22 protein-coding genes are annotated in these 19,839 nt (G+C 72.1%); 9 read left to right on the forward strand and 13 right to left on the reverse strand.

The window, feature by feature from the left end:
- Both ACZ6JT_RS15925 and ACZ6JT_RS15930 read right to left on the reverse strand, forming a co-directional pair.
- Positions 1-1,092: an AAA family ATPase gene (locus tag ACZ6JT_RS15925; protein ID WP_469210242.1), complete on the reverse strand. Its 1,092-nt coding sequence runs from the start codon at positions 1,090-1,092 to the stop codon at positions 1-3.
- A gap of 38 nt (positions 1,093-1,130) precedes the next feature.
- Positions 1,131-3,326 (reverse strand): VMAP-C domain-containing protein, encoded by a 2,196-nt coding sequence (locus ACZ6JT_RS15930; protein WP_469210244.1) that lies wholly within the window; start codon positions 3,324-3,326, stop codon positions 1,131-1,133.
- A gap of 106 nt (positions 3,327-3,432) precedes the next feature.
- Here ACZ6JT_RS15930 and ACZ6JT_RS15935 point away from each other — a divergent pair, with 106 nt between their 5' ends.
- Both ACZ6JT_RS15935 and ACZ6JT_RS15940 read left to right on the forward strand, forming a co-directional pair.
- On the forward strand, positions 3,433-3,621 hold the full coding sequence (locus ACZ6JT_RS15935) for a DUF6104 family protein (RefSeq protein ID WP_030709801.1): 189 nt from the start codon (positions 3,433-3,435) through the stop codon (positions 3,619-3,621).
- 90 nt (positions 3,622-3,711) lie between these two features.
- Positions 3,712-4,887 (forward strand): acyltransferase family protein, encoded by a 1,176-nt coding sequence (locus ACZ6JT_RS15940; RefSeq protein WP_469210247.1) that lies wholly within the window; start codon positions 3,712-3,714, stop codon positions 4,885-4,887.
- Positions 4,888-5,012: 125 nt separating this feature from the next.
- Here ACZ6JT_RS15940 and sodN read toward each other — a convergent pair whose 3' ends face one another.
- Positions 5,013-5,408: a superoxide dismutase, Ni gene (sodN, locus tag ACZ6JT_RS15945; protein WP_030709803.1), complete on the reverse strand. Its 396-nt coding sequence runs from the start codon at positions 5,406-5,408 to the stop codon at positions 5,013-5,015.
- A gap of 171 nt (positions 5,409-5,579) precedes the next feature.
- Between sodN and sodX the strand changes: the two genes are divergently transcribed.
- Positions 5,580-5,999 carry a nickel-type superoxide dismutase maturation protease gene (sodX, locus tag ACZ6JT_RS15950; protein WP_469210249.1) on the forward strand — a complete coding sequence of 140 codons (420 nt, stop codon included), beginning with the start codon at positions 5,580-5,582 and terminating at the stop codon, positions 5,997-5,999.
- On the opposite strand, the gene ACZ6JT_RS15955 is transcribed toward sodX, so the two are convergent.
- Complete coding sequence (locus ACZ6JT_RS15955) at positions 5,903-6,532, reverse strand: CGNR zinc finger domain-containing protein (RefSeq protein ID WP_469210252.1); 630 nt, start codon at positions 6,530-6,532, stop codon at positions 5,903-5,905. The two genes, sodX and ACZ6JT_RS15955, sit on opposite strands and share 97 nt — an antisense overlap.
- Before the next feature lie 66 nt (positions 6,533-6,598).
- Here ACZ6JT_RS15955 and ACZ6JT_RS15960 point away from each other — a divergent pair, with 66 nt between their 5' ends.
- Positions 6,599-7,405 carry a class I SAM-dependent methyltransferase gene (locus tag ACZ6JT_RS15960; protein WP_469210254.1) on the forward strand — a complete coding sequence of 269 codons (807 nt, stop codon included), beginning with the start codon at positions 6,599-6,601 and terminating at the stop codon, positions 7,403-7,405.
- Between the two features lie 91 nt (positions 7,406-7,496).
- Here ACZ6JT_RS15960 and ACZ6JT_RS15965 read toward each other — a convergent pair whose 3' ends face one another.
- Genes ACZ6JT_RS15965 through ACZ6JT_RS15975 form a run of 3 tightly spaced genes read right to left on the reverse strand, consistent with a single transcriptional unit; the run spans position 7,497 to position 10,201 of the window.
- Positions 7,497-8,261: an amino acid ABC transporter ATP-binding protein gene (locus ACZ6JT_RS15965; protein ID WP_469210256.1), complete on the reverse strand. Its 765-nt coding sequence runs from the start codon at positions 8,259-8,261 to the stop codon at positions 7,497-7,499.
- Positions 8,261-9,202 (reverse strand): amino acid ABC transporter permease, encoded by a 942-nt coding sequence (locus ACZ6JT_RS15970; RefSeq protein WP_469210258.1) that lies wholly within the window; start codon positions 9,200-9,202, stop codon positions 8,261-8,263. Before ACZ6JT_RS15970 ends, ACZ6JT_RS15965 begins: the two co-directional genes overlap by 1 nt.
- Before the next feature lie 39 nt (positions 9,203-9,241).
- Complete coding sequence (locus ACZ6JT_RS15975) at positions 9,242-10,201, reverse strand: ABC transporter substrate-binding protein (RefSeq protein WP_365475083.1); 960 nt, start codon at positions 10,199-10,201, stop codon at positions 9,242-9,244.
- 526 nt (positions 10,202-10,727) lie between these two features.
- Between ACZ6JT_RS15975 and ACZ6JT_RS15980 the strand changes: the two genes are divergently transcribed.
- From ACZ6JT_RS15980 to ACZ6JT_RS15995, 4 genes are all read left to right on the forward strand, one after another.
- Positions 10,728-11,930 carry an NAD(P)-dependent malic enzyme gene (locus tag ACZ6JT_RS15980; protein ID WP_469210261.1) on the forward strand — a complete coding sequence of 401 codons (1,203 nt, stop codon included), beginning with the start codon at positions 10,728-10,730 and terminating at the stop codon, positions 11,928-11,930.
- 235 nt (positions 11,931-12,165) lie between these two features.
- Complete coding sequence (locus tag ACZ6JT_RS15985; protein WP_361753081.1) at positions 12,166-13,128, forward strand: zinc-binding dehydrogenase; 963 nt, start codon at positions 12,166-12,168, stop codon at positions 13,126-13,128.
- 57 nt (positions 13,129-13,185) lie between these two features.
- The gene (locus ACZ6JT_RS15990) at positions 13,186-13,395 is read left to right on the forward strand and encodes a helix-turn-helix domain-containing protein (RefSeq protein ID WP_030013034.1); all 210 of its coding nucleotides are present in this window, start codon (positions 13,186-13,188) and stop codon (positions 13,393-13,395) included.
- Entirely contained in the window at positions 13,395-13,970 is a 576-nt protein-coding gene (locus ACZ6JT_RS15995; RefSeq protein WP_469210264.1) for a Clp protease N-terminal domain-containing protein, read from the forward strand. The genes ACZ6JT_RS15990 and ACZ6JT_RS15995 overlap by 1 nt, the downstream gene beginning before the upstream one ends.
- A gap of 344 nt (positions 13,971-14,314) precedes the next feature.
- Here the strand turns inward: ACZ6JT_RS15995 and ACZ6JT_RS16000 are convergent, their stop codons facing one another.
- The 3 genes from ACZ6JT_RS16000 to ACZ6JT_RS16010 form a co-directional block, all read right to left on the reverse strand.
- The gene (locus ACZ6JT_RS16000; protein WP_469210266.1) at positions 14,315-15,226 is read right to left on the reverse strand and encodes a PadR family transcriptional regulator; all 912 of its coding nucleotides are present in this window, start codon (positions 15,224-15,226) and stop codon (positions 14,315-14,317) included.
- A 1-nt stretch (position 15,227) separates the two neighbouring features.
- A complete protein-coding gene (locus ACZ6JT_RS16005) occupies positions 15,228-16,184 on the reverse strand; it encodes a DUF4097 family beta strand repeat-containing protein (protein ID WP_469210268.1) in 957 nt (318 codons plus the stop codon).
- Positions 16,185-16,376: 192 nt separating this feature from the next.
- A complete protein-coding gene (locus ACZ6JT_RS16010; protein WP_469210271.1) occupies positions 16,377-17,309 on the reverse strand; it encodes a LysR family transcriptional regulator in 933 nt (310 codons plus the stop codon).
- A 211-nt stretch (positions 17,310-17,520) separates the two neighbouring features.
- Here ACZ6JT_RS16010 and snpA point away from each other — a divergent pair, with 211 nt between their 5' ends.
- On the forward strand, positions 17,521-18,189 hold the full coding sequence (gene snpA / locus ACZ6JT_RS16015) for a snapalysin (RefSeq protein ID WP_469210273.1): 669 nt from the start codon (positions 17,521-17,523) through the stop codon (positions 18,187-18,189).
- 1 nt (position 18,190) lies between these two features.
- Here snpA and ACZ6JT_RS16020 read toward each other — a convergent pair whose 3' ends face one another.
- From ACZ6JT_RS16020 to ACZ6JT_RS16030, 3 genes are all read right to left on the reverse strand, one after another.
- Positions 18,191-18,394 carry a hypothetical protein gene (locus tag ACZ6JT_RS16020; protein WP_037805701.1) on the reverse strand — a complete coding sequence of 68 codons (204 nt, stop codon included), beginning with the start codon at positions 18,392-18,394 and terminating at the stop codon, positions 18,191-18,193.
- 60 nt (positions 18,395-18,454) lie between these two features.
- Positions 18,455-19,039 carry a dihydrofolate reductase family protein gene (locus ACZ6JT_RS16025; RefSeq protein ID WP_469210275.1) on the reverse strand — a complete coding sequence of 195 codons (585 nt, stop codon included), beginning with the start codon at positions 19,037-19,039 and terminating at the stop codon, positions 18,455-18,457.
- A 130-nt stretch (positions 19,040-19,169) separates the two neighbouring features.
- A complete protein-coding gene (locus ACZ6JT_RS16030) occupies positions 19,170-19,763 on the reverse strand; it encodes a GNAT family N-acetyltransferase (RefSeq protein WP_469210278.1) in 594 nt (197 codons plus the stop codon).
- Positions 19,764-19,839 lie beyond the last annotated feature (76 nt).

Raw genomic sequence — 19,839 nt, forward strand, 5'->3', positions numbered from 1 at the left:
TCACCTCGGGCGGTCGAGGCGCTGGATGAGCAGGTCCGCGAGGTCCTCCCGGGTGGGCGGGGCGGCGTAGTGGGTCAGGTACACGGCGTTGAGCAGCTGGTCGGCGGCGACCAGTTCGGTCTGGGAGCGGCTGAGGAACTCCCGGATCAGGTCGGCCCCGAGCCGGGCGGCCTCCTCGCCGAGGTGGGCGCGGACCATGGTGGCGAGCCGCTTCTCGCCCGGCTGCCCGAGCTTGAGCTGGATGCAGCGCCGCAGCAGGGCGGCCGGGAAGTCCCGCTCGCCGTTGCTGGTCAGGATGATGAAGGGGAACTCCCGGCAGCGGACGCGGCCGCCGCGGACGGTCACCTTGGTCCCGTCGTCGGTGAGCACCTGCACCTCGGGCTCGGTGTCGGCGACCCGCTCCAGCTCGGGGAGCGCGAACTCGCCTTCCTCCAGCACGTTCAGCAGGTCGTTGGGCAGGTCGATGTCGCTCTTGTCGAGCTCGTCGACGAGGAGCACCCGGGGCCGGGTGGTGGGTAACAGGGCGGTGCCCAGCGGCCCGAGCCGGATGTACCTCCCGATGCCGGTGGCCGTTCCGGTGCCGTGGGGCCCGGCTCTGCCGCCGGCGTCCTCGCCTCCGCCGCCTCCGCCTCCGCCGCCTCCGCCGCCGCCTCCGCCTCCGCCTCCTCCGCTCGCCGCGAGCTGTACGTCCTGCAGCCGGGCGAGCGCGTCGTACCGGTACAGCCCGTCCTGCAGCACCGTCCGCGAGACCACCGGCCAGCGCAGCACCCGTCCGAGCTTCAACTCGTGGGCGACCGCGTGCGCGAGCGTGGACTTACCCGTTCCGGGGAAGCCGGTCACCAGCAGCGGCCGGCGCAGGTACAGCGCCGCGTTGACGGCCTCCAGCTCCTCGGGCTCCGGCCGGTGCAGCTCGGCGGCCTGCCGGTGCGCACCGAGCCGCCGGGCGACGTTGCCGTCGGCGGCCGCGGCCGGGCCGCCGGGCTCCGCCACCGGCCCGCCGTCGAAGTCCCGCCAGGGCGGCGGATCGGGCAGGGCGTCGATCCCGTCATGGGGCTCACCGACCCCCCGGTATATGAGCCACTCGTCGTTCATTGCCCCTCCCTCACTCGAATCCGCCGGGCCCGGTGCCGTCACAGGTCGCCCTGGAGCGGTTCGTCGTCCGGCAGCGGCCGTGCCGGGTCCTCCCACACGAGCCCGGTCCCGGCCGCCCAGTACGCGTCGGGGTCCGCCCCGTACGCCCTCCCCCGCAGCGACTGAAGGCGCACCGGCAGCACCTCCGCCCGCCCGGCGTCGGCCAGTTCCTCCCGCAGCCCGCGGTGGAACGGCGCGCACGACGCCCTCGGGTCCGGCGGCGGCCGCCGGGTCACCACCACCCCGTACCCGGCGTCGCGCACCGCGTGCAAGGACCCCAGCGTGGGCTCCGAATCCGCGGCCCGGCAGTGCACCGGCACGGTGTTGTCCGGCAGTCCCGACAGCCACTCGGCCGCCGGGCTGCGCGGGCGGCCCCCCGCGCAGTCGGCCCGTTCGTCCTGCAGGGGTCCCGCCTGGACCCGCGCCCACCGGGCGGCCGCCTCGGGGTGCCCGCGGCCCGCGGGGTCCCCCGGGTCGGCGGGGTGCCCGCGGCCCGCCCCCGGGTCTGCGGGGCCCGCGGGACGGCCGGCGTCCGCCGGGTGCCCGGCCCCGGGCCGTCCGGCGGGGTGGCGCAGCACCACCGGCCGCTGCACCCCGAGCGGTACGCCGCCCGTCACCACCCACTCGTCCACGGCCAGCCCGAACAACTCCGGGGCCACGGCCACTTCGAGCAGGGCCGCCGCCTCGTGGGTGTCGCAGCGCCGGAAGGCCTCGGCGAGCGGGGCCCGCAACACCTCGCGCAGTCCCGCCGGGGTGGCCCGTACGCCCGAGTCCACGGGGGTCACCCGCCCGGGCTGGGCCGGGCCCGCCAGGACGGAGACCCGCCAGTCGTAGACGTCCTCCCAGCCGTGCGCCCACACCTCCAGCAGCGCCGAGGCTCCGGGCGGAACCCCGCCGGTCCGCCGGGTCGGGCCGTTCACCGCCCGCCCGGCCGAGGCCCGCCGGCGCCGTTCCCGCTCCGCGAGGCCCCGCTCGTGGCGTTCGCCGAGCTCGCGCCGCAGCGGGCGCCACAACCGCTCGGCCGTGGCCCGGATCCAGTCCCAGAGCTCCTCGTCCGCGCCCGGCGTCGGCGGCTCCCGGTAGTCGGCCACGCTCACGTCCGTCGCGTACCGGAGCATGGCCGCGGCCTCCCCCGCCCCGCCGGGCGGGTCGTGCAGCAGGCCGAGCCCGTCGCGCCAGCTGAGCGGGGCCGGCGGCTGCGGATCCGGCTCCTCGCCGCGGGCCGCCTCGACGAGGGCCCGTACGACCTCGGAGGAGCCCGGCGGCGGCAGTTCGGCCAGCAGCCCGCACAGGGTGGTGCGCTCGCCGGGGGTGAGCCGGCCGCGGCCGCCGTACGGGGCGCCCTCCTCCGGCGGGAGCTCGCCGTGCACGTCCGTCCAGGTCCGGCGGTTGTCGAGGTCGCTGAGGTGCTGGTCGTAGTGGTGCAGGTCGTGGGCCTGCATGACGCGGCGGTAGAGCCCGACCTGGCCGCGCGCGGGCATCGGCAGCGTGCGCAGCTGCACGATGGAGACGGCGAGCCCGCCGCCCGCCCCGTGCCGGCGGGCCTTGACCACCCCGACGACCTCCCCGCGGGCCAGGTCCACCACGGGGCCGCCGGACATCCCGGGGTCGATCTCGTCGTCGCCGCCGAGCCGGATGGCCGCGCCGTTCCCGGCGCTGCCGCGCAGCCGGGTGGTGCGGCCGGTGATCTCGGGCGTGCCGAGGTCCTCTGTGACGCCGAAGTAGGCGACCTCGTCGAAACGGGGTCTGGACCTGTCGGTGAGCCAGACGCAGGCGTGCGACACCGGGGCCAGGACCCTGAGCAGCGCCAGGTCGGGCAGGTCCCACAAGGCGCCCCGGCGCGGACGCCGCTCCTCCAGCCGCTCGGGCAGTACGCACTCCACGCGCCCGGTGACCGTCCCGGTCGCCCCGTGGGTCCCGGAGGAGAAGGTGATGCCGACCTCGCGTCCCGTCAGACGCACCGCAGCACCCCCTTCGCCGACCACGTGCGCGCACGTCAGGACCCAGCCGGGGGCGATGAAGAAACCGCTCCCCCACGTGGGACCGGTCCGATGGCTGCCGGGGGTGTCATACCCGCCGGGCGGGGCGTGAACGCGTACGGTCGCGGCCTGGACGAGGGGCTCGAGGAGCTCGAAGGCGCGCGCCGAGCCGGTCGTGCGCCCGTCCGTCATCCGCACCCCCCGCTCGTTGGGCATCCAGGCTAGCCCCGGGGGCCCCACGGGCGGGAGGTCTCTTCGCCCGCGCGGATTATCCTGGCGGGAAACACCCCCTGCACACCCCCATCACGGCACGGAGCCCGACTTGTACTTCACCGATCGCGGCATCGAGGAGCTGGAGAAGCGGCGCGGCGAGGAGGAGGTCACCTTCGAGTGGCTCGCCGAGCAGCTGCGCACCTTCGTCGACCTGAACCCGGACTTCGAGGTCCCGGTGGAACGCCTGGCCACCTGGCTGGCCCGCCTGGACGACGAGGACGACGACGCCGACGAGTGAGCGGCCCGGTGGCACCCGTGGCAGCGGGTCCACCGCCACGGCGTTCATCCCATTAACTGCATGGGGCACGGTCCTAGTAGCATCCGCCCAATGCTGAACGACCTCGCGCCGAGACCGAGCAAAGAGGCAGCCCCGGCCCGCATCACGGCCGGCCGGCCTCGCCCCAGGCTGGCGGCGCTCGACGGGCTGCGTCTCGTCGCCGCGCTCATGGTGGTCTTCCACCACTACGTCGGCTACGGCGGCAACGCGGACGCGTCCAGGAACGCCTGGACCAAGCCCGTCGACGTGGTCTTTCCCACGGCCTCCTGGCTGGCCTCCTACACCTGGACCGGCGTCGAGCTCTTCTTCGTCATCAGCGGCTTCGTCATCTGCATGAGCAGCTGGGGCCGGAGCCTGGGGGACTTCTTCACGTCCCGGGTGGTGCGCCTCTATCCCGCCTACTGGCTCGGGGTCCTGCTCACCACCGCCGTGGTCACGCTCTGGCCGCTGGTGGTGCAGCCACTTGGCGTGAAGGACGTGCTCCTCAACCTCACCATGCTGCAGGAGCCGTTCCGGGTCGGGTCGGTCGACGCCGTCTACTGGACGCTCTGGGTCGAGTTGCGCTTCTACCTGCTGTTCGCCCTGGTCGTCTGGAAGGGCGTCACCTACCGCCGCGTCGTCCTCTTCTGCGCGCTGTGGACCGTCGCCTCGGTCCTGGTGACCGCCGGGCGGGCGCCCTTCCTCAACTACGTCGTCATGCCGGAGTATTCGCCGTACTTCATCGCCGGTGTGGCGATGTACCTGATGCACCGGTACGGGCCGACCCTCCTGCTGTGGGGCATCGTCCTGGTCTCGTGGGTCTTCTCGGTCCGCCAGGTCGCCATCTACAGCGACGGCCTGGCCGTGAGCCTCGGCCGGACGCTCGACGCGAAGCCGGCGATCGCCCTGATGACCCTCGGCTATCTGGTGATGATCGTCCTCGCGCTCGGCGGGCTCTCCTGGGTGCGGGGCAGGTGGCTCACCATGGCCGGCGCGACCACGTACCCGCTGTACCTGCTCCACGAGCACATCGGCTGGACGGGCATCCGGCTGCTGCGCTTCCACCTCTCGCCATGGACGCTGGTGGCCGTGATGACGCTCGGCATGCTCGTCACGGCGTGGCTGGTCCACCGCTTCGTCGAACGCCCGCTCTCCGCCCTCCTGAAGCGCGGCATCACGCGCGCCCTCGAACCGGTGCGGGGGCGCTCTGAACCGGCCCCGACGGCGCCTCCCACCGCGTCCCCCTGACGCCGCACGGCTGCCAGGGCGTCCGCGGCTGCCACGAGAACGGCCCGGCCGCCGGGTGGCGGTCGGGCCGTTCTCGTGTTCGCGGCGCCGTTGGGGCGGGCGCGAGGCGGGGGTCGGGCGCCGGATCAGGCGGCCTTGGTCTCCCAGAAGATGCGGTCGATCTCGGCGATGAGCTCGAGGGCCTTCGCGCCGGTCGCCGGGTCGTTGGACGCCTTGGCGGCCGAGAGGGCCTTCAGAGTGTCGTTGACCAGGGTGTGCAGCTGGGGGTACTTCTCGAAGTGCGGCGGCTTGAAGTAGTCGCTCCACAGCACCGAGACGTGGTGCTTGGCGAGCTCGGCGCGCTGCTCCTTGATGGTGATGGCGCGCGCGCGGAAGTCGGCGTCGTCGTTGGCCTGGTACTTCTCCTGCACGGCCTTGACGGACTCGGCCTCGATGCGGGCCTGGGCAGGGTCGTACACGCCGCACGGAAGATCGCAGTGGGCGGAGACCTTCGCCTTGGGGGCGAAGAGGCGGGAAAGCATGGAGTTTGTCCTCCTCGTGATCGTCTTCTCAAGGGGGAGATTACTCGCTGAACAACCGGATTTCGCGGGCGCCCCCATGGGCTTAGGACAAAAGTCCAGGGGCGCGGCCGGACCGGTGAGCGAATGTACGGACCCGTGCGGCAGCATGCGGGGGTGAGGAGGAGGACGCGCATGGTGGAGAACGGGCGCCCGCGGAAGCGGTTCGGGGTGGTGGAGGTGACGGGGCCGTCGATGGTGCCCACGTTGACGAACGGGGACCGGGTGCTGGTCCGCTACGGGGCGGCCGTCCGCCCGGGTGACGTGGTGGTGCTGCGCCATCCGTTCCAGCAGGACCTGCTGGTGATCAAGCGGGCGGTGGAGCGGCGGCCGGGCGGCTGGTGGGTGCTGGGCGACAACCCGTACAACGCGACCGGCGACAGCACCGTCTACGGGCCGGTGCCCGCAGAGCTGGTGCTGGCGACGGCCGTGCTGCGTTTCCGGCCGCGCGAGGAGGATCAGCGGTCGCTGAGGGCCCGGCTGTCCTGGGCGGCCTCGGCGCTGCGCCCGCTGCCGGCGGACGCCTCGGCCTCCAGCCGCTTGCGGGCGCGGTAGGCGGCCACGTTGGCCCGGGTCGCGCAGCGGTCGGAGCAGTAGCGCCGGGAGCGGTTGGTGGAGGTGTCGAGGTAGGCGTTGCGGCAGGGCGCGGCCTGGCACAGGCCGAGGCGGTCGGGGCCGTGCTCGGTGAGGGCGAAGGCCAGGCCCATGGCCGCCATGGCGGCGTAGCCCGCCGATGCGTTCGAGGGGTGCTCGGCGAGGTGGATGTGCCAGTCGGGGCGGCCGTCCTCGCCGATGGTCTTGTGCCCGGAGACCTGGGGGCTGACCGGGAACTCCATGAGGAGCGAGTTCAGCAGGTCGACCGCGAGGACGTCGTCGCCGCCGTCGGCCGCCTCGAAGACGGCGCGCAGCCGGGCCCGTACGTTGCGGAAGCGGGTGACGTCGGTGTCGGTGACGCGGCGGGCCATCTGCACGCTTGCGCCGAACAGGGCACGGACGGCGTCCACGGAGGTGAGCTCGTCCTTGTTGCGGGCCGGCTCCTCGGTGTTGACCAGGCGCACGGCGAAGTCCGAGTAATGGGCCAGTTCCACTTGTAGTCCTTACGGCTGCGGATTAGTGTCTCTGTAACGGCTGAGACGTCTTCGAGGGTATTACGTATGGAGGGGTTCGTGGTGGCGCATACGACGAATACGGCAGATACGGCGGATACCACTACCGGCAAGGGGTACTGGCAGGCCTGGCAGGACAGCTGGGACCGGCAGCAGGAGTGGTACATGCCCGACCGCGAGGAGCGGTTCCGGGTGATGCTGGACATGGTCGAGGCCCTGGTCGGCCCCACCCCCCGGGTGCTGGATCTCGCGTGCGGTACGGGAAGTATCACGGACCGCGTCCTCAAGAGGTTCCCGGGAGCCACCAGTACGGGTGTCGATCTCGACCCCGCGCTGCTGACGATCGCCGAGGGCCACTTCGCCGGGGACGGGCGGGTCACCTTCGTGACCGCCGACCTCAAGGACCCGCACTGGCGCGCCGCCCTCCCCCACGACTCGTACGACGCGGTCCTGACCGCCACCGCCCTGCACTGGCTGCACAGCGACGATCTGTCCGTCCTGTACGGGCAGCTCGCGCCGCTCGTCGCCCCCGGCGGGGTGTTCATGAACGCCGACCACATGCCCGACCCGGCCACCCCGCGCATCGACGCCGCCGAGCACGCCCACCGGCACGCCGGCATGGACCGGGCCAGGACGGCCGGCGCGGTGGACTGGCGCGAGTGGTGGGAGCTCGCCGCCGCCGACCCGCTCCTCGCGGAGCCGGTCAGGCAGCGCTTCGCGATCTACGGGGAGCACGCGGACGGCGACACCCCGCCCGAGGCCTGGCACACCGCCGCCCTGCTGCGAGCGGGCTTCGCCGAGGCCCGTACCGTCTGGCGCTCCCCCTCGGACGCGCTGGTCCTAGGTCTGAAGTAGGGACTTGAGCACGTGTGAGGGGCGGTACGGGAATCCCGTACCGCCCCTCACCTGTCCGCCGGTGCGACGAGCGCACCGGAGCGCCGGAGCCCTAGAGCACCTTGGACAGGAACGCCTTCGTGCGGTCGTGCTGCGGGTTGCCCAGCACGTCGCGCGGGTTGCCCGACTCGACGACCACGCCGCCGTCCATGAAGACGAGGTTGTCGCCGACCTCGCGGGCGAAGCCCATCTCGTGCGTGACCACGATCATGGTCATGCCCGATTCGGCCAGGTCGCGCATGACGTCGAGGACGTCACCCACCAGCTCCGGGTCGAGCGCCGAGGTGGGCTCGTCGAAGAGCATCAGCTTCGGCTCCATGGCGAGCGCGCGGGCGATCGCCACGCGCTGCTGCTGGCCGCCGGAGAGCTGGCTGGGGTAGTTCCCGCCCTTGTCGCCGAGGCCCACGCGGTCCAGCAGCCTGATCGCGCGCTCGCGCGCCACCGCCTTGGACTCGCCCTTGACCATGACCGGGGCTTCCATGACGTTCTCTATGGCAGTCATGTGCGGGAAGAGGTTGAAGCGCTGGAAGACCATGCCGATGTCCCGGCGCTGGGCCGCGACCTCGCTGTCCTTCAGCTCGTAGAGCTTGTCGCCCTTCTGGCGGTAGCCGACGAGCTCCCCGTCGACGTACAGCCGTCCGGCGTTGACCTGCTCCAGGTGGTTGATGCACCGCAGGAAGGTCGACTTGCCGGAGCCGGACGGGCCGACCAGGCAGAAGACCTCACGCGGGGCGACCTCGAGGTCGATGCCCTTGAGGATGTGCGCCGCACCGTAGGACTTGTGGACGCCCTCGGCCTTCACCATGGCAGTCGTCATCAGGCCACCGCCTTGCGGTTCGAGAAGCTGGAGAGTTTCGCCTTGATCTTCTGCAGCGGCGTGGGCGGCAGGGAGCGGAGCGCACCGCGGGCGTAGCGGCGCTCCAGGTAGTACTGGCCGACGCTGAACACGCTGGTCAGGGCGAGGTACCAGATCGAGGCGACGAAGAACATCTCCATCACCGCGAACGAGGTGGACGCGATGTCCTGGGCCGCGCGCAGCAGGTCGAAGTACTGCACGGCGACGACGAGCGACGAGGTCTTGAGCATGTTGATGAACTCGTTGCCCGACGGCGGCACGATCACCCGCATGGCCTGCGGCAGGACGACGCGGCGCATCGTCTGCAGGCGGGTCATGCCGAGCGCGTGCGAGGCCTCGGTCTGGCCCTCGTCGACCGACTGGATGCCGGCCCGGACGATCTCCGCCATGTACGCGCCCTCGTTGAGGCCGAGGCCCAGCAGGGCGGCCAGGAAGGGCGTCATGACCTGGGTCATCTCGTCCTTGTAGAACCCGAGGTTCAGGATCGGGAAGATCAGGGCGAGGTTGAACCAGATGAGGAGCTGCACGTACACCGGGGTGCCGCGGAACAGCCAGATGTAGAACCAGGCGATGGTGCTGGTGACCGGGTTCTTCGAAAGCCGCATGACGGCGAAGAGGACACCGAGCACCAGGCCCAGGGCCATCGAGGCGACGCTGATCCAGATCGTGTTGCCGACGCCACGGAGGATGGTGGGGTCGAACAGCTTCTCCGGCACGGTCGCCCAGCGCACGTTGCCCTGGGAGAAGGCCATCGCGAGCGCCACGACCAGGCCGATGACGACCACGCCGCTGACCCAGCGGCCGTAGTGGCGGACCGGAATGGCGCGGATCGCCTCGGGGGGTACGGTCCCGGACGGCGGGGTGTCCGCCGGGCCCGGGACCTTGTCGAGCTTGTCAGTCACAGTGACTGCCCTTCAGTGTGCTGCGGTGGTACGCGGAGGTCAGGAACCGGCGTTGATCTTGGCCTCGGTCACGGCGCCGGAGCCCGCGTTCCACTTGTCGAGGGCAGCCTTGTAGGTGCCGTCCTTGATGACCGCGTCGAGGGCTTCCTTGAGCGCGTCGCGCAGCTCGGTGTTCTTCTTGTCCACCGCGATGCCGAAGAGGCCGGCGTCGGTCGGGTTGGCGATGGCCTCGAAGTCGTTGCCGCCGCCGGCGGTCTGCGCGATGTACGCGGCGACCGGGGAGTCGTTCAGGTCCGCGGCGGCGCCGCCGGCCTTCACTCGGGTCTGGGCCTCGGCGTCGGTCGGGAAGGACTCGATCTTGAGCTCGCCCTTGCCGTCCGTCTTGCACTTCTCGGCCTGGGTCTTGGCGGACTCCTCGTACGTGGTGCCGCGCTGCACGGCGACCGTCTTGCCGCACAGGTCGTCGAGGGTCTTGATGCCCTGGGGGTTGCCCTTCTTGACCAGGATGCCGGTCGAGGCGGAGAAGTAGTCGACGAAGTCGACACCGGCACCGGTCTTGGCGCCCTTGTCGTCCAGGCCCTCCTGACGGGCCTTGGTGTCGGTCAGCGAGGACATGACCAGGTCGCTGCGACCCGTCTGCATGCTGCCGATGAGGGTGTCGAAGGTGCCGGACTCGAACTTGAACTGCACGCCGAGCTGCTTGCTCAGGGCCGCCGCGACGTCGGGGTCGACGCCGACGATCTTGCCACCCTCGGTGAACTCCATGGGCGCGTAGGTCGCGTCCGTGCCGACCTTGATGACACCGGCGTCCTGGATCTTCTTGGGGAGCTTCGAGAAGAGCGGAGCGCTGCTGTTCGCCGCACCGGACGGGCTGGTGGAGGCCTTGTCGGTCTGGTCACCACAACCGGTGAGGATCAGGGCGCCGGCGACCGCGATCGCGCCGACCGCGGCGATCCGGGACCGTGCGGCGGTCGTACGACGGGTGGTGCTAGCGGTCATGGCTTGGTTCCTCCGGCAGTGGTGGAAAAGCATCGAAAAACGGTCGGACACGCACCATCGAGTGTCGCGACCTCGTGTGATTACGGCATCTTGCCATTCGGACTGAGACATTCAGGGTGCCCGTCAGGTCAAAATCGCATAACGGGCGGTGGGGGTAGCCCAACAGGACTGCGGACATGGGCGTTCGAGACCGCAGAACCTGCCGTGACCTGGCCTTTTCACCGCAGTTTCTACGGAGCGTCTCGTCTGCCGGACAACAAGGTTTGGACTTTTCGCCAAAAGCGGGGCAACCGACCTACGATTGAGCGGGAATCGACTCGTCTGGGCGAGCGTTCTTCGGGTAGAACAGATCCTTACACCCCTCATCCGGGGCTCAGGGCGCGCGTGCGGCGCGCCCGCGCGTACGAACCTCCCCTCCGCGGAGACGGGCCAACCGTCGATGCGGAGTACGGACGCGGTGCCCGCCCACCCCTTAACCAGGAGTGGCCACCCTCAACGATTCAAAGGACTTAAGGGGTCACACACAGTGGCAGCGGAGATCATCAACCCTCGCAGCGACAGCGTCACGGACAACAACCCGGACGCGGTGTTCGCGCTGCACCGGGGCGGCAAGATGGCCATCCAGGCCACGGTGCCGGTCACCAACAAGGACGACCTGTCCCTCGCGTACACGCCCGGCGTGGCGAAGGTGTGCAGCGCCATCGCCGAGCAGCCGGAGCTGGTGAACGAGTACACCTGGAAGTCCAACGTGGTCGCCGTCGTCACCGACGGAACGGCCGTGCTCGGACTCGGTGACATCGGCCCCGAGGCCTCCCTCCCCGTCATGGAGGGCAAGGCCATTCTCTTCAAGCAGTTCGGTGGTGTGGACGCGGTTCCGATCGCGCTCGCCACCAAGGACACGGACGAGATCATCGAGACGGTCATCCGCCTCGCCCCGTCCTTCGGCGGGGTCAACCTGGAGGACATCTCGGCCCCCCGCTGCTTCGAGATCGAGCGGCGCCTCCAGGAGGCGCTGGACATCCCGATCTTCCACGACGACCAGCACGGCACGGCCATCGTGACGCTGGCCGCACTGCGCAACGCCGCGAAGCTCACGGGTCGCACCCTCGGCGACCTGCGCGCCGTCATCTCGGGCGCGGGCGCGGCGGGCATCGCCATCGCCAAGATCCTGGTGGACGCGGGCATCGGCGACGTCTGCGTCACCGACCGCAAGGGCGTCGTGTCGGCGGACCGCTCCGACCTGACGGACGTCAAGGCGGAGATCGCGAGCCTGACCAACAAGACCGGCCAAACCGGTTCGCTGGAGCAGGCCCTCGCGGGCGCGGACGTCTTCATCGGCGTCTCCGGCGGTACGGTCCCGGAGGAGGCGGTGGCCTCGATGGCGAAGGACGCCTTCGTCTTCGCCATGGCCAACCCGAACCCGGAGGTCCACCCGGACGTCGCGCACAAGTACGCGGCGGTCGTGGCCACGGGCCGCTCGGACTTCCCGAACCAGATCAACAACGTGCTGGCGTTCCCGGGCATCTTCCAGGGCGCCCTCAAGGTCCGGGCCACCCGGATCACCGAGGGCATGAAGATCGCCGCCGCCGACGCCATCGCCGGTGTCGTGGGTGACGAGCTCGCCGCCGACTACGTGATCCCGTCGCCCTTCGACGAGCGCGTCGCGGAGGCCGTCGCCACGGCCGTCGCCGCCGCGGCGAAGGCCGACGGCGTGGCCCGCCTGGCCTGACCGCCGCGCGAGCAGCTGCACGGGCGAGGGCCCGGCCGGATCCTTCCGGCCGGGCCCTCGCCTTGTGCCGCGCCGCTCGCACGGTGCGGCCCCGGGCGGGCCTCCACTCCTGCTCGGCGCGGTGCGCCTCCGGGCCGGGAGCGGCGGGCGGCGGCGGGGCGGCTGAGACGAAGGCCTCAGGCGGGCGTTTCGCGAGGGGCTGGAACACGGCCCTACCGAGCGGTAGCGTCGCGGCATGTTCGCTGCCTACGCCGCCCGAATCGACCGTGACCAGCCGCTGAACGGCCTCGTACTGGGCGACCGCCCGGCACCGGAGGCCCGGCCCGGCTGGGTGACCGTGAACGTCAAGGCCGCCTCCCTCAACCACCACGACCTGTGGTCGCTGCGCGGGGTGGGTCTCGGCGAGGAAAGACTGCCGATGATCCTCGGCTGCGACGCCGCCGGGATCGACCAGGACGGCAACGAGGTCGTCCTGCACTCCGTGATCGGCCAGAGCGGCCACGGGGTCGGCCCCGACGAGCCCCGCTCGATCCTGACCGAGCGCTACCAGGGGACCTTCGCCGAGCAGGTGACCGTCCCCGCGTGGAACGTCCTGCGCAAGCCCGCCGAGCTGACCTTCGAGGAGGCCGCCTGCCTGCCGACGGCCTGGCTGACGGCGTACCGGATGCTGTTCACCAACGCCGGGGTCCGCCCCGGGGACTCCGTACTCGTCCAGGGCGCCGGCGGCGGGGTCGCGACCGCCGCCATCGCCCTCGGCAAGGCGGCCGGCCTGCGGGTCTTCGCCACCAGCCGGGACGAGGCCAAGCGCAAGCGGGCCGTGGAGCTGGGCGCGGTGGAGGCGTACGAGCCGGGCGCGCGGCTGCCGCAGCGGGTGGACGCGGTGATCGAGACGGTGGGCGCGGCCACCTGGTCCCACTCGGTGAAGTCCCTGCGTCCCGGCGGCACCCTGGTGATCTCCGGTGCCACGAGCGGCGACCGTCCGGCACACGCCGAGCTGACCCGGATCTTCTTCCTGGAACTGAAGGTGGTCGGCTCCACGATGGGCTCGAAGGACGAGCTGGAGGACCTGCTGTCGTTCTGCGCGACGACCGGGCTCCGGCCGGTCATCGACGAGGTGCTGCCGCTGGACCGGGCGCGCGAGGGCTTCGAGAAGCTCGCGGCGGGCGACCTCTTCGGGAAGATCGTCCTCAACCCGTAGGCCCGGATGTGTCAATGAAGGTTGACAACCCCTCCCGCGTCAACCTAAATTGACATCATGACGGAAGCAACCGATCTCGCCGAGCGGGCCGGTGACCGCGATCCGCGTGTGGGCCTGCGTGCCGTGGCCGCCCTCCGGAGGCTGCTGGAGCAGCTGGAGGCCGTACAGGTACGCAGTGCCCGCGCGCAGGGGTGGTCCTGGCAGGAGATCGCGGCCGAGCTGGGCGTGAGCCGGCAGGCCGTGCACAAGAAGTACGGGAGGCTTTGATGTTCGAACGCTTCACGACCGACGCCCGGAACACCGTGACGGGGGCGATGACCGAGGCCCGGCGGGCCGGGGCCGCCACCGTGACCGAGGAGCACCTGCTGCTCTCCCTGCTGGAGCTGGGGGCCCTGGACCGGCTGGGCGTCGACCGCGCGAGGGTGGCCGCCGATCTGGCGGCGGCCCGCCGCCGGGGCGGCATGTCCCGGGCCGACGAGGAGGCGCTGGCCGGACTGGGCATCGACCTCACCGAGATCGTCTCCCGCATCGAGGAGACCCATGGCGAGGGCGCGCTCGCGGCCCCCGCGCCGCGCAGGCGGACCCTGCGCGCCTCACTCCGCTCGGCCCTGGGCCGCGACGAGCCGGACGACGACCGCGCCGGCAGCTACCGCGTGCCCTTCACCGAGGGATCGAAGAAGGTCCTGGAACAGTCCCTCCGCGTCGCCCTGGGCCGCAAGGACAACCACATCGGCACCCTGCACCTGCTGCTGGCCCTGCTCTCCCGCCCCGGCACGGTCTCCGAGGTCCTGACGGACCACGGCATCACCTACACCACAGCCGAAACCACCCTGGCCGCCTGACCCCTCCGGCCCCGCCGCCACTTGAGGCGCGGGGCTCGAGGCGCAGCCCCGATCTCCAGCCCCACCGCACCACCCAGCCCCGCCGCACCCTTCAGCCTCGCCGGCGTTTGAGGCGCGGGGTCCGGGGCGGAGCCCCGATCGTTGAGCCCCACCGCACCTTCCAGCCCCGCCGGCGTTTGAGGCGCGGGGTCCGGGGCGGAGCCCCGATCTTTGAGCCCCGCCGCACCCTCCAGCCCCGCCGGCGTTTGAGGCGCGGGGTCCGGGGCGGAGCCCCGATCTTTGAGCCCCGCCGGCGTTTGAGGCGCCGGGGCGGAGTCCCCGCTACGGCGGCGCGGCCGAGGCCCCTAGCCGGCCCGCAGCGTCGCCCTCAGCCGGGCGACGGCCGCCGCCAGCCCCACCCGCGCCTCGGCCACCTGCGCCGCACTCACCCCGTGGTCCCGCGCAGCGTCCCGCACCTCGTCGCGGAAGCGGTCCAGCAGCCGGTCCAGATCCCGCGCCGGGTCACCGCTGGGCACCAGATCCTCGGCCCAGCCCACACGAGCGTCCGCATCCGCATCCGCATCCACATCCGCACCGGCCGCCGGAGCCGTCGGCCCGGCCGACGACGCCCCGCCGCCCAGCCACGCACCCGCCAGACTCCCCAGCACCCCACCGGACTTGGCGAACTGTTCCTGCAGCTGCACCGCTATGCGCTGGACCTCCTCGCGGGCCCGCTCCTGCGCCTCCTTGGCCTGGCGGCGGGCCTGCTGGGCCTCCTCGCGGGCCCGGCGGCTCTCGTCCTTGGCCCGCCGCGCCTGTTCCTTCCACTCCTGCCTCGCTTTGCGCAGCTCCTCCTTGGCCGCCTTCCAGGACTCGTCCTCGACCTGGGTCGCGGACGCGGAGGCCGCCTCCCGCAGCTCGCGCCGCAGGTCACCCGCCGCGCCGCGGACGTCGCTGCGGATCTCCGCGGCCAGTTCGGTGACCGAGTCGCGGATCTCCAGCTCCAGGTCGGCGAGTTCACCGCCGCGGTCGGCCAGCTCGGCGCGCCCCGCCTCGGTGATGGAGTACACCTTGCGCCCGCCCTCGGTGGCGTACGTGACGAGGCCCTCGGCCTCCAGCTTGGCCAGCCGCGGGTACACGGTGCCCGCGGAGGGGGCGTACAGGCCCTGGAAGCGCTCCTCCAGCAGGCGGATCACCTCGTACCCGTGGCGCGGGGCCTCGTCCAGCAGCTTGAGGAGGTAGAGGCGGAGGCGGCCGTGGGCGAAGACGGGCGGCATGTCAGAGCACCTTCTTGTCGAGCGCGGGGGGAGCGGCGGCGGGCGCGGGGGCATCGGCGTCGGACGGCGGGCGGCGCAGCAGCGCGATGCCGCCGGAGACGGTGGTGGCCCGCAGGGTGCCGGTGCCGGAGCCGAGCGTGCCGGTGATCCGCTTGGCGCCCAGCTGGCCGGAGACCCGCAGGTCCTCAAAGGCGTTGGAGACGCCGCCGGTGGCGGTGTTGGCCTCCACGCGGGCGTCGGCGGGGTGCGGGAGGCGGATCGCGACCTGCCCGGAGACGGAGTTGAGCGCGATGTCCACGGGGCGCGCGGCCGCCGGGTCGAGGTCCAGGTCGAGAAGCATGTCGCCGCTGACCGAGTCGGCCCGTACGCTCACGCCCTCGCCGTCGACGACCGTGAGGCCGCCGGACACGGAGTGGAAGCGGAGGTCGCCGGTGACCGACTGGGCCTCGACGCTGCCGGAGACGCTGTGCGCCTTGACCCGGCCGGAGAGCCCGACCAGCGTGGCATCGCCGGAGACCTCGTTGACCTCCGTGCCGCCGGAGATGCCGGAGACGAACGCGGTGGCGTCGACCGCGGCCACCTGCACCCGGGTGGCCGCGGGGACGGTGAGGGTGATCGCGGCGCTGCGCTCCCAGGCCTTGCGGCCGGCGGCGGAACCGGACCACGCCTTCCAGGGCTTGGACTCGAACCACTGCTTGAAGCCCTGGGAGCCGTTCCAGGGCACGTCCTCGTAGGAGACGGTGAGGGTGCCGCCGTCCTGCACCACGTACAGCGGCGGTCCGTCGACCTCGGTCACCTCCAGGCGGGCCGGGCCCTCCTCGGCGGCGACCACGTTCACCGTGCCGCTGACGACGCGTACGCGGAGCTCGGTCACCGGCGTTTCGAAGGTGACCTTCCGCGGTTCGGCGACGTGCCAGGTCGACTGCGAAGGCGACGGCCGGGACGACTGCTCTGCCATGGTGCTGATCCTCCTCGTGCGTTCACGGACCGGGCTCGACGCACGCAACATATCGCGTCTTCTGAGAACACGATATATCGCGGTCAAGGGAAGTCAAGCCTGTGCGCGGGCATGCCGAAACGCCGGCGGGGCCGGGGGATCCGGCCCCGCCGGCGTTCGGCGCGGGTCAGGGGGGCGGGCCCCGGTGGGCCGTCAGGCCGCCAGCAGGGGGCTCGCGTGGTGGTGGAGCCAGGCGCGGTACGGGGGCGTGCGCAGGGCCGCCTCGCGATAGGCGGCGCGGAGGTCCTCGTAGACCTCCGCGTGCGCGCCGGGCCGGGTCGCCAGCAGCAGCCGTACGGCGAGGGGGTCCCCCGACAGCGGCCGGATCGCCATGTCGTCGCGGGGCCCGGACGTGGGCTGGCAGGGCGCGACCGCCTCACCGGAGATGATCAGCGAGGTCGCCGTGTGGTAGTCGGCGTGCAGCACCGGCGGATCGAGCCCGGCCCCCGCGAAGACCCGCCGCAGCCCGTCCCACTCGCCGTCGACCGAGGGGTCGACCATCCAGCGGTCGGCCGCCAGGTCCTGTAAGGAGACGACCGCCTGCCCGGCGGCCGGATGGTCCGGGGACATCGACACGAACTGCGGCTCCCGCTCCATCAGCACGTGCAGCTGCAGACCGGCCGGCACCCGCAGCGGGCTGCCCTCCACCTCGTGCACGAACGCCACGTCCAGCTGCCCCGAGGCCACCATCCGCAGCAGCGCGTTGGCGGAGACGTCCACCACCAGCGAGGTGTCGGTGTCCGGCATCCGCCGGTGCAGCCGCCGCAGCCATCCCGGAAGCGCCCGGCTGGCCGTGGAGCCGATGTTCAGCCGCGGGCCCCGGGCCTGCGCCCGGGCCTCGGCCACCAGCGCGGCCATCTCGGCGAGCAACGGCCGCGCCCGGCCGAGGACGGTCCGGCCGAAGGGGGTGGGCCGGCAGCCGGTCCGCTCGCGCAGGAACAGCTCGCCGTCCAGGGCCCGTTCGATGCGGCGCAGCTGGGTCGTCAAGGAGGGCTGGCTCACGCCGAGTTGCCGGGCGGCCTTGTGCAGACTGCCGGCGTCGGCGATGGCGCACAGCGCGCGCAGGTGCCTGACCTCAAGCTCCATGACCCGAGAGTAGGCCGGTCGCGGTGGACCGCACCAGCCACTGATAGCCCCCCGAATCCCGCCATTCTCACGCTAGTTGGGCTGTCGAAATCTTCCCGATAGGCCGGCGCTATCGGGCAGTGACATCATCCGCCGGACCACGGCGCTCCCGCAGACTCCGGTACCGAACGACCCACCCCCCACCGCACCGGACGAGTAGGAGCTCCCCCACATGCGCCACTCCCGTAAGGCCGTTCTGGCCACGACCGTCGGCCTCGGCCTCGCCGCCGCCCTCGGTGTCACCCCCACCGCCAGCGCCGCTCCCGCCCCCGTCGGCGATGCCGCCGGCTATGCCGCGTACGCGGGCTCACCGGAGAACGAGGCCGCCAACCGCGCCTTCTTCGAGGCCGTGCAGCGCTCGGTCGCCGAGCAGCGCGCCGCGAACCCCGGCGTCCTGGCCGTGACCGTCACGTACAACACCCGCAGCGCGCCCAGCTTCCGCACCCAGATAGCCCGCTCCACGCAGATCTGGAACAGCTCGGTGAGCAACGTCAAGCTCCAGGAGGTCTCCTCCGGCGGGAACTTCTCGTACCGCGAGGGCAACGACTCCCGCGGCTCGTACGCGAGCACGGACGGGCACGGCCGCGGCTACATCTTCCTGGACTACCGGCAGAACCAGCAGTACAACTCCACCCGCGTGACCGCGCACGAGACCGGCCACGTGCTGGGCCTCCCGGACCACTACTCGGGTCCGTGTTCCGAGCTGATGTCGGGCGGCGGACCGGGCACCTCGTGCCAGAACGCCACCCCGAACTCCGCCGAGCGGGCGCGCGTCAACCAGCTCTGGGCCAACGGCTTCGCCTCGGGCCTGGGCGCGAAGGAACTCGCGGCCAAGGGCTGAGTCACCGCTCCTCGGGGTCCGCGTAAGCGGGGCATCCCGGGTTCCGGCAGGGGCCCCGGCCCCACACCGGAATGAAGATCCCGAGGGACTTGCGCCGTCTGACCACCGTGTCGACGAGGCGCCCGCACGCCGGGCACGTCTGCTGTTCGTGCCCGGCCTGCGGGGCGACCGTCTCGTGTGCGCGCTGCTGCTGTTCACCGGCCATACCTCCACGGTAGGCCGGTTCGGCGCGTTTCGGGGGCCTCGGACCCGGTGGCCGGCCGGCTCAGCGCTTGACGGCGTACGAGGTGATCGTCTGGCCGCCGCCGAGGATCTTGGCCCCGGTCAGCTCCAGGGGGCGCACCCCGAATCCGGCCCGTGACATCGGCATGCCGGTCCCCAGGAAGACGGGGTAGGTCTTGACGATGAACTCGTCGATCTCGTCGATCAGCCGGCCGGCGAGGTCGGCGCCGCCGCAGAGCCAGATGCCGAGCCCGTCCCGGGCCTTGAGTTCGCGGACCCGGGCCGCGACGTCCCCGGAGATCAGCTCGACCTCGGGGTCCGGCGAGGTGGTGAGGGAGCGCGAGACGACGTACTGCCCGGGCAGGTGGCCGTAGGGGCTGGTCATGCCCGCCTTGAGGCCCGGCTCGTAGGTGTTGCGGCCCATGAGGACCGCGTCGAAGCGCTTCGGCTCGGCGTCGGCGATCCCGAGGGCGGCGCGCCCCTGGGCCGCGATGGTCTCCGGGTACTCGGCCTTGAGGTGTTCGACGAACTCGGCGTCGACGTGGGAGTAGAAGAAATCGCCGTCGCCGTCCGGGGCCCCGATGAAGCCGTCGACCGACGTGGCGATGAAGTACGTGAGCTTGCGCAAGCGATTCTCTTCCGTTCGACCGCACCCCCACACCGGTGGCACGGCAGCGAAAGTACTTCACCTAAAGTGGTAAGGCAAGCCCTATTCGCCGCCCTCCCGCCCCTCCCACGCCCTCTTCCCCCGGCCCCGCCTATCCGCGCGGCTTGCGCCACATCGGCCACATCAGCGGCCCTTCCGGCAGGCGCACCGCCTCACCCGTGAACTCCCACCCGAGCCGCTCGTACAGCCCCTTGCTGCGCTCGCTGCTCGCCTCCAGGTACGCCGGCACGCCCTCGCGGTCGCAGCGCTCCAGCACCGGCCGGATCAGCTCGCCGCCCAGCCCCTGCCCCTGCCGGTCCGGGGCGACCGCGATCATCAGCAGGTACTCGTGCTCCTCCGCCGTCGGGTGCACCGCGCCCGTCAGCCGGCCGACCAGCTCGCACCGCTCGTTGTCCGGATCGGCCACCGCGCGCATCCGTGCCGGGATCTCGTCCTCCCCCTCGGGCTCGCCCGCCGGGATCCGCAGCCACAGCGCGGCCGCCGAACCGTCCACCGCGTAGTCGATCCGCCCCTCGGCCAGCGCCACGTCCACGAAGACGCCGAGGAACTTCCCGTGCACCGCGGCCCGGTGGGCCGGGTCCGGGAACACCCAGCTGCTCACCGGGTCCGTGCGGAAGGCCTCGTCGAGCAGCCGCGCCACCGCGTCCCGGTCCGACTGATCCGCCTGACGTATCTCCAGCGCCACTGGTCACACCCTTCGCTCACGCGTCAACAACCGTGAGCGATCCTAGAGTTGGCGCGGACCCGCGGTAAGGCCCGTT

It is taken from the genome of Streptomyces sp. NPDC046308, assembly GCF_055588065.1.

What these genes read in the sequence shown, in the direction of transcription:
- ACZ6JT_RS15925 (WP_469210242.1), bottom strand. Translation starts at nt 1,092, where the DNA reads ATGAACGACGAGTGGCTCATATACCGGGGGGTCGGTGAGCCCCATGAC.
- ACZ6JT_RS15930 (WP_469210244.1), bottom strand. Translation starts at nt 3,326, where the DNA reads ATGCCCAACGAGCGGGGGGTGCGGATGACGGACGGGCGCACGACCGGC.
- ACZ6JT_RS15940 (WP_469210247.1), top strand. Translation starts at nt 3,712, where the DNA reads ATGCTGAACGACCTCGCGCCGAGACCGAGCAAAGAGGCAGCCCCGGCC.
- sodN (WP_030709803.1), bottom strand. Translation starts at nt 5,408, where the DNA reads ATGCTTTCCCGCCTCTTCGCCCCCAAGGCGAAGGTCTCCGCCCACTGC.
- sodX (WP_469210249.1), top strand. Translation starts at nt 5,580, where the DNA reads ATGGTGGAGAACGGGCGCCCGCGGAAGCGGTTCGGGGTGGTGGAGGTG.
- ACZ6JT_RS15960 (WP_469210254.1), top strand. Translation starts at nt 6,599, where the DNA reads ATGGAGGGGTTCGTGGTGGCGCATACGACGAATACGGCAGATACGGCG.
- ACZ6JT_RS15965 (WP_469210256.1), bottom strand. Translation starts at nt 8,261, where the DNA reads ATGACGACTGCCATGGTGAAGGCCGAGGGCGTCCACAAGTCCTACGGT.
- ACZ6JT_RS15975 (WP_365475083.1), bottom strand. Translation starts at nt 10,201, where the DNA reads ATGACCGCTAGCACCACCCGTCGTACGACCGCCGCACGGTCCCGGATC.
- ACZ6JT_RS15985 (WP_361753081.1), top strand. Translation starts at nt 12,166, where the DNA reads ATGTTCGCTGCCTACGCCGCCCGAATCGACCGTGACCAGCCGCTGAAC.
- ACZ6JT_RS15990 (WP_030013034.1), top strand. Translation starts at nt 13,186, where the DNA reads ATGACGGAAGCAACCGATCTCGCCGAGCGGGCCGGTGACCGCGATCCG.
- ACZ6JT_RS15995 (WP_469210264.1), top strand. Translation starts at nt 13,395, where the DNA reads ATGTTCGAACGCTTCACGACCGACGCCCGGAACACCGTGACGGGGGCG.
- ACZ6JT_RS16000 (WP_469210266.1), bottom strand. Translation starts at nt 15,226, where the DNA reads ATGCCGCCCGTCTTCGCCCACGGCCGCCTCCGCCTCTACCTCCTCAAG.
- ACZ6JT_RS16005 (WP_469210268.1), bottom strand. Translation starts at nt 16,184, where the DNA reads ATGGCAGAGCAGTCGTCCCGGCCGTCGCCTTCGCAGTCGACCTGGCAC.
- ACZ6JT_RS16010 (WP_469210271.1), bottom strand. Translation starts at nt 17,309, where the DNA reads ATGGAGCTTGAGGTCAGGCACCTGCGCGCGCTGTGCGCCATCGCCGAC.
- snpA (WP_469210273.1), top strand. Translation starts at nt 17,521, where the DNA reads ATGCGCCACTCCCGTAAGGCCGTTCTGGCCACGACCGTCGGCCTCGGC.
- ACZ6JT_RS16020 (WP_037805701.1), bottom strand. Translation starts at nt 18,394, where the DNA reads ATGGCCGGTGAACAGCAGCAGCGCGCACACGAGACGGTCGCCCCGCAG.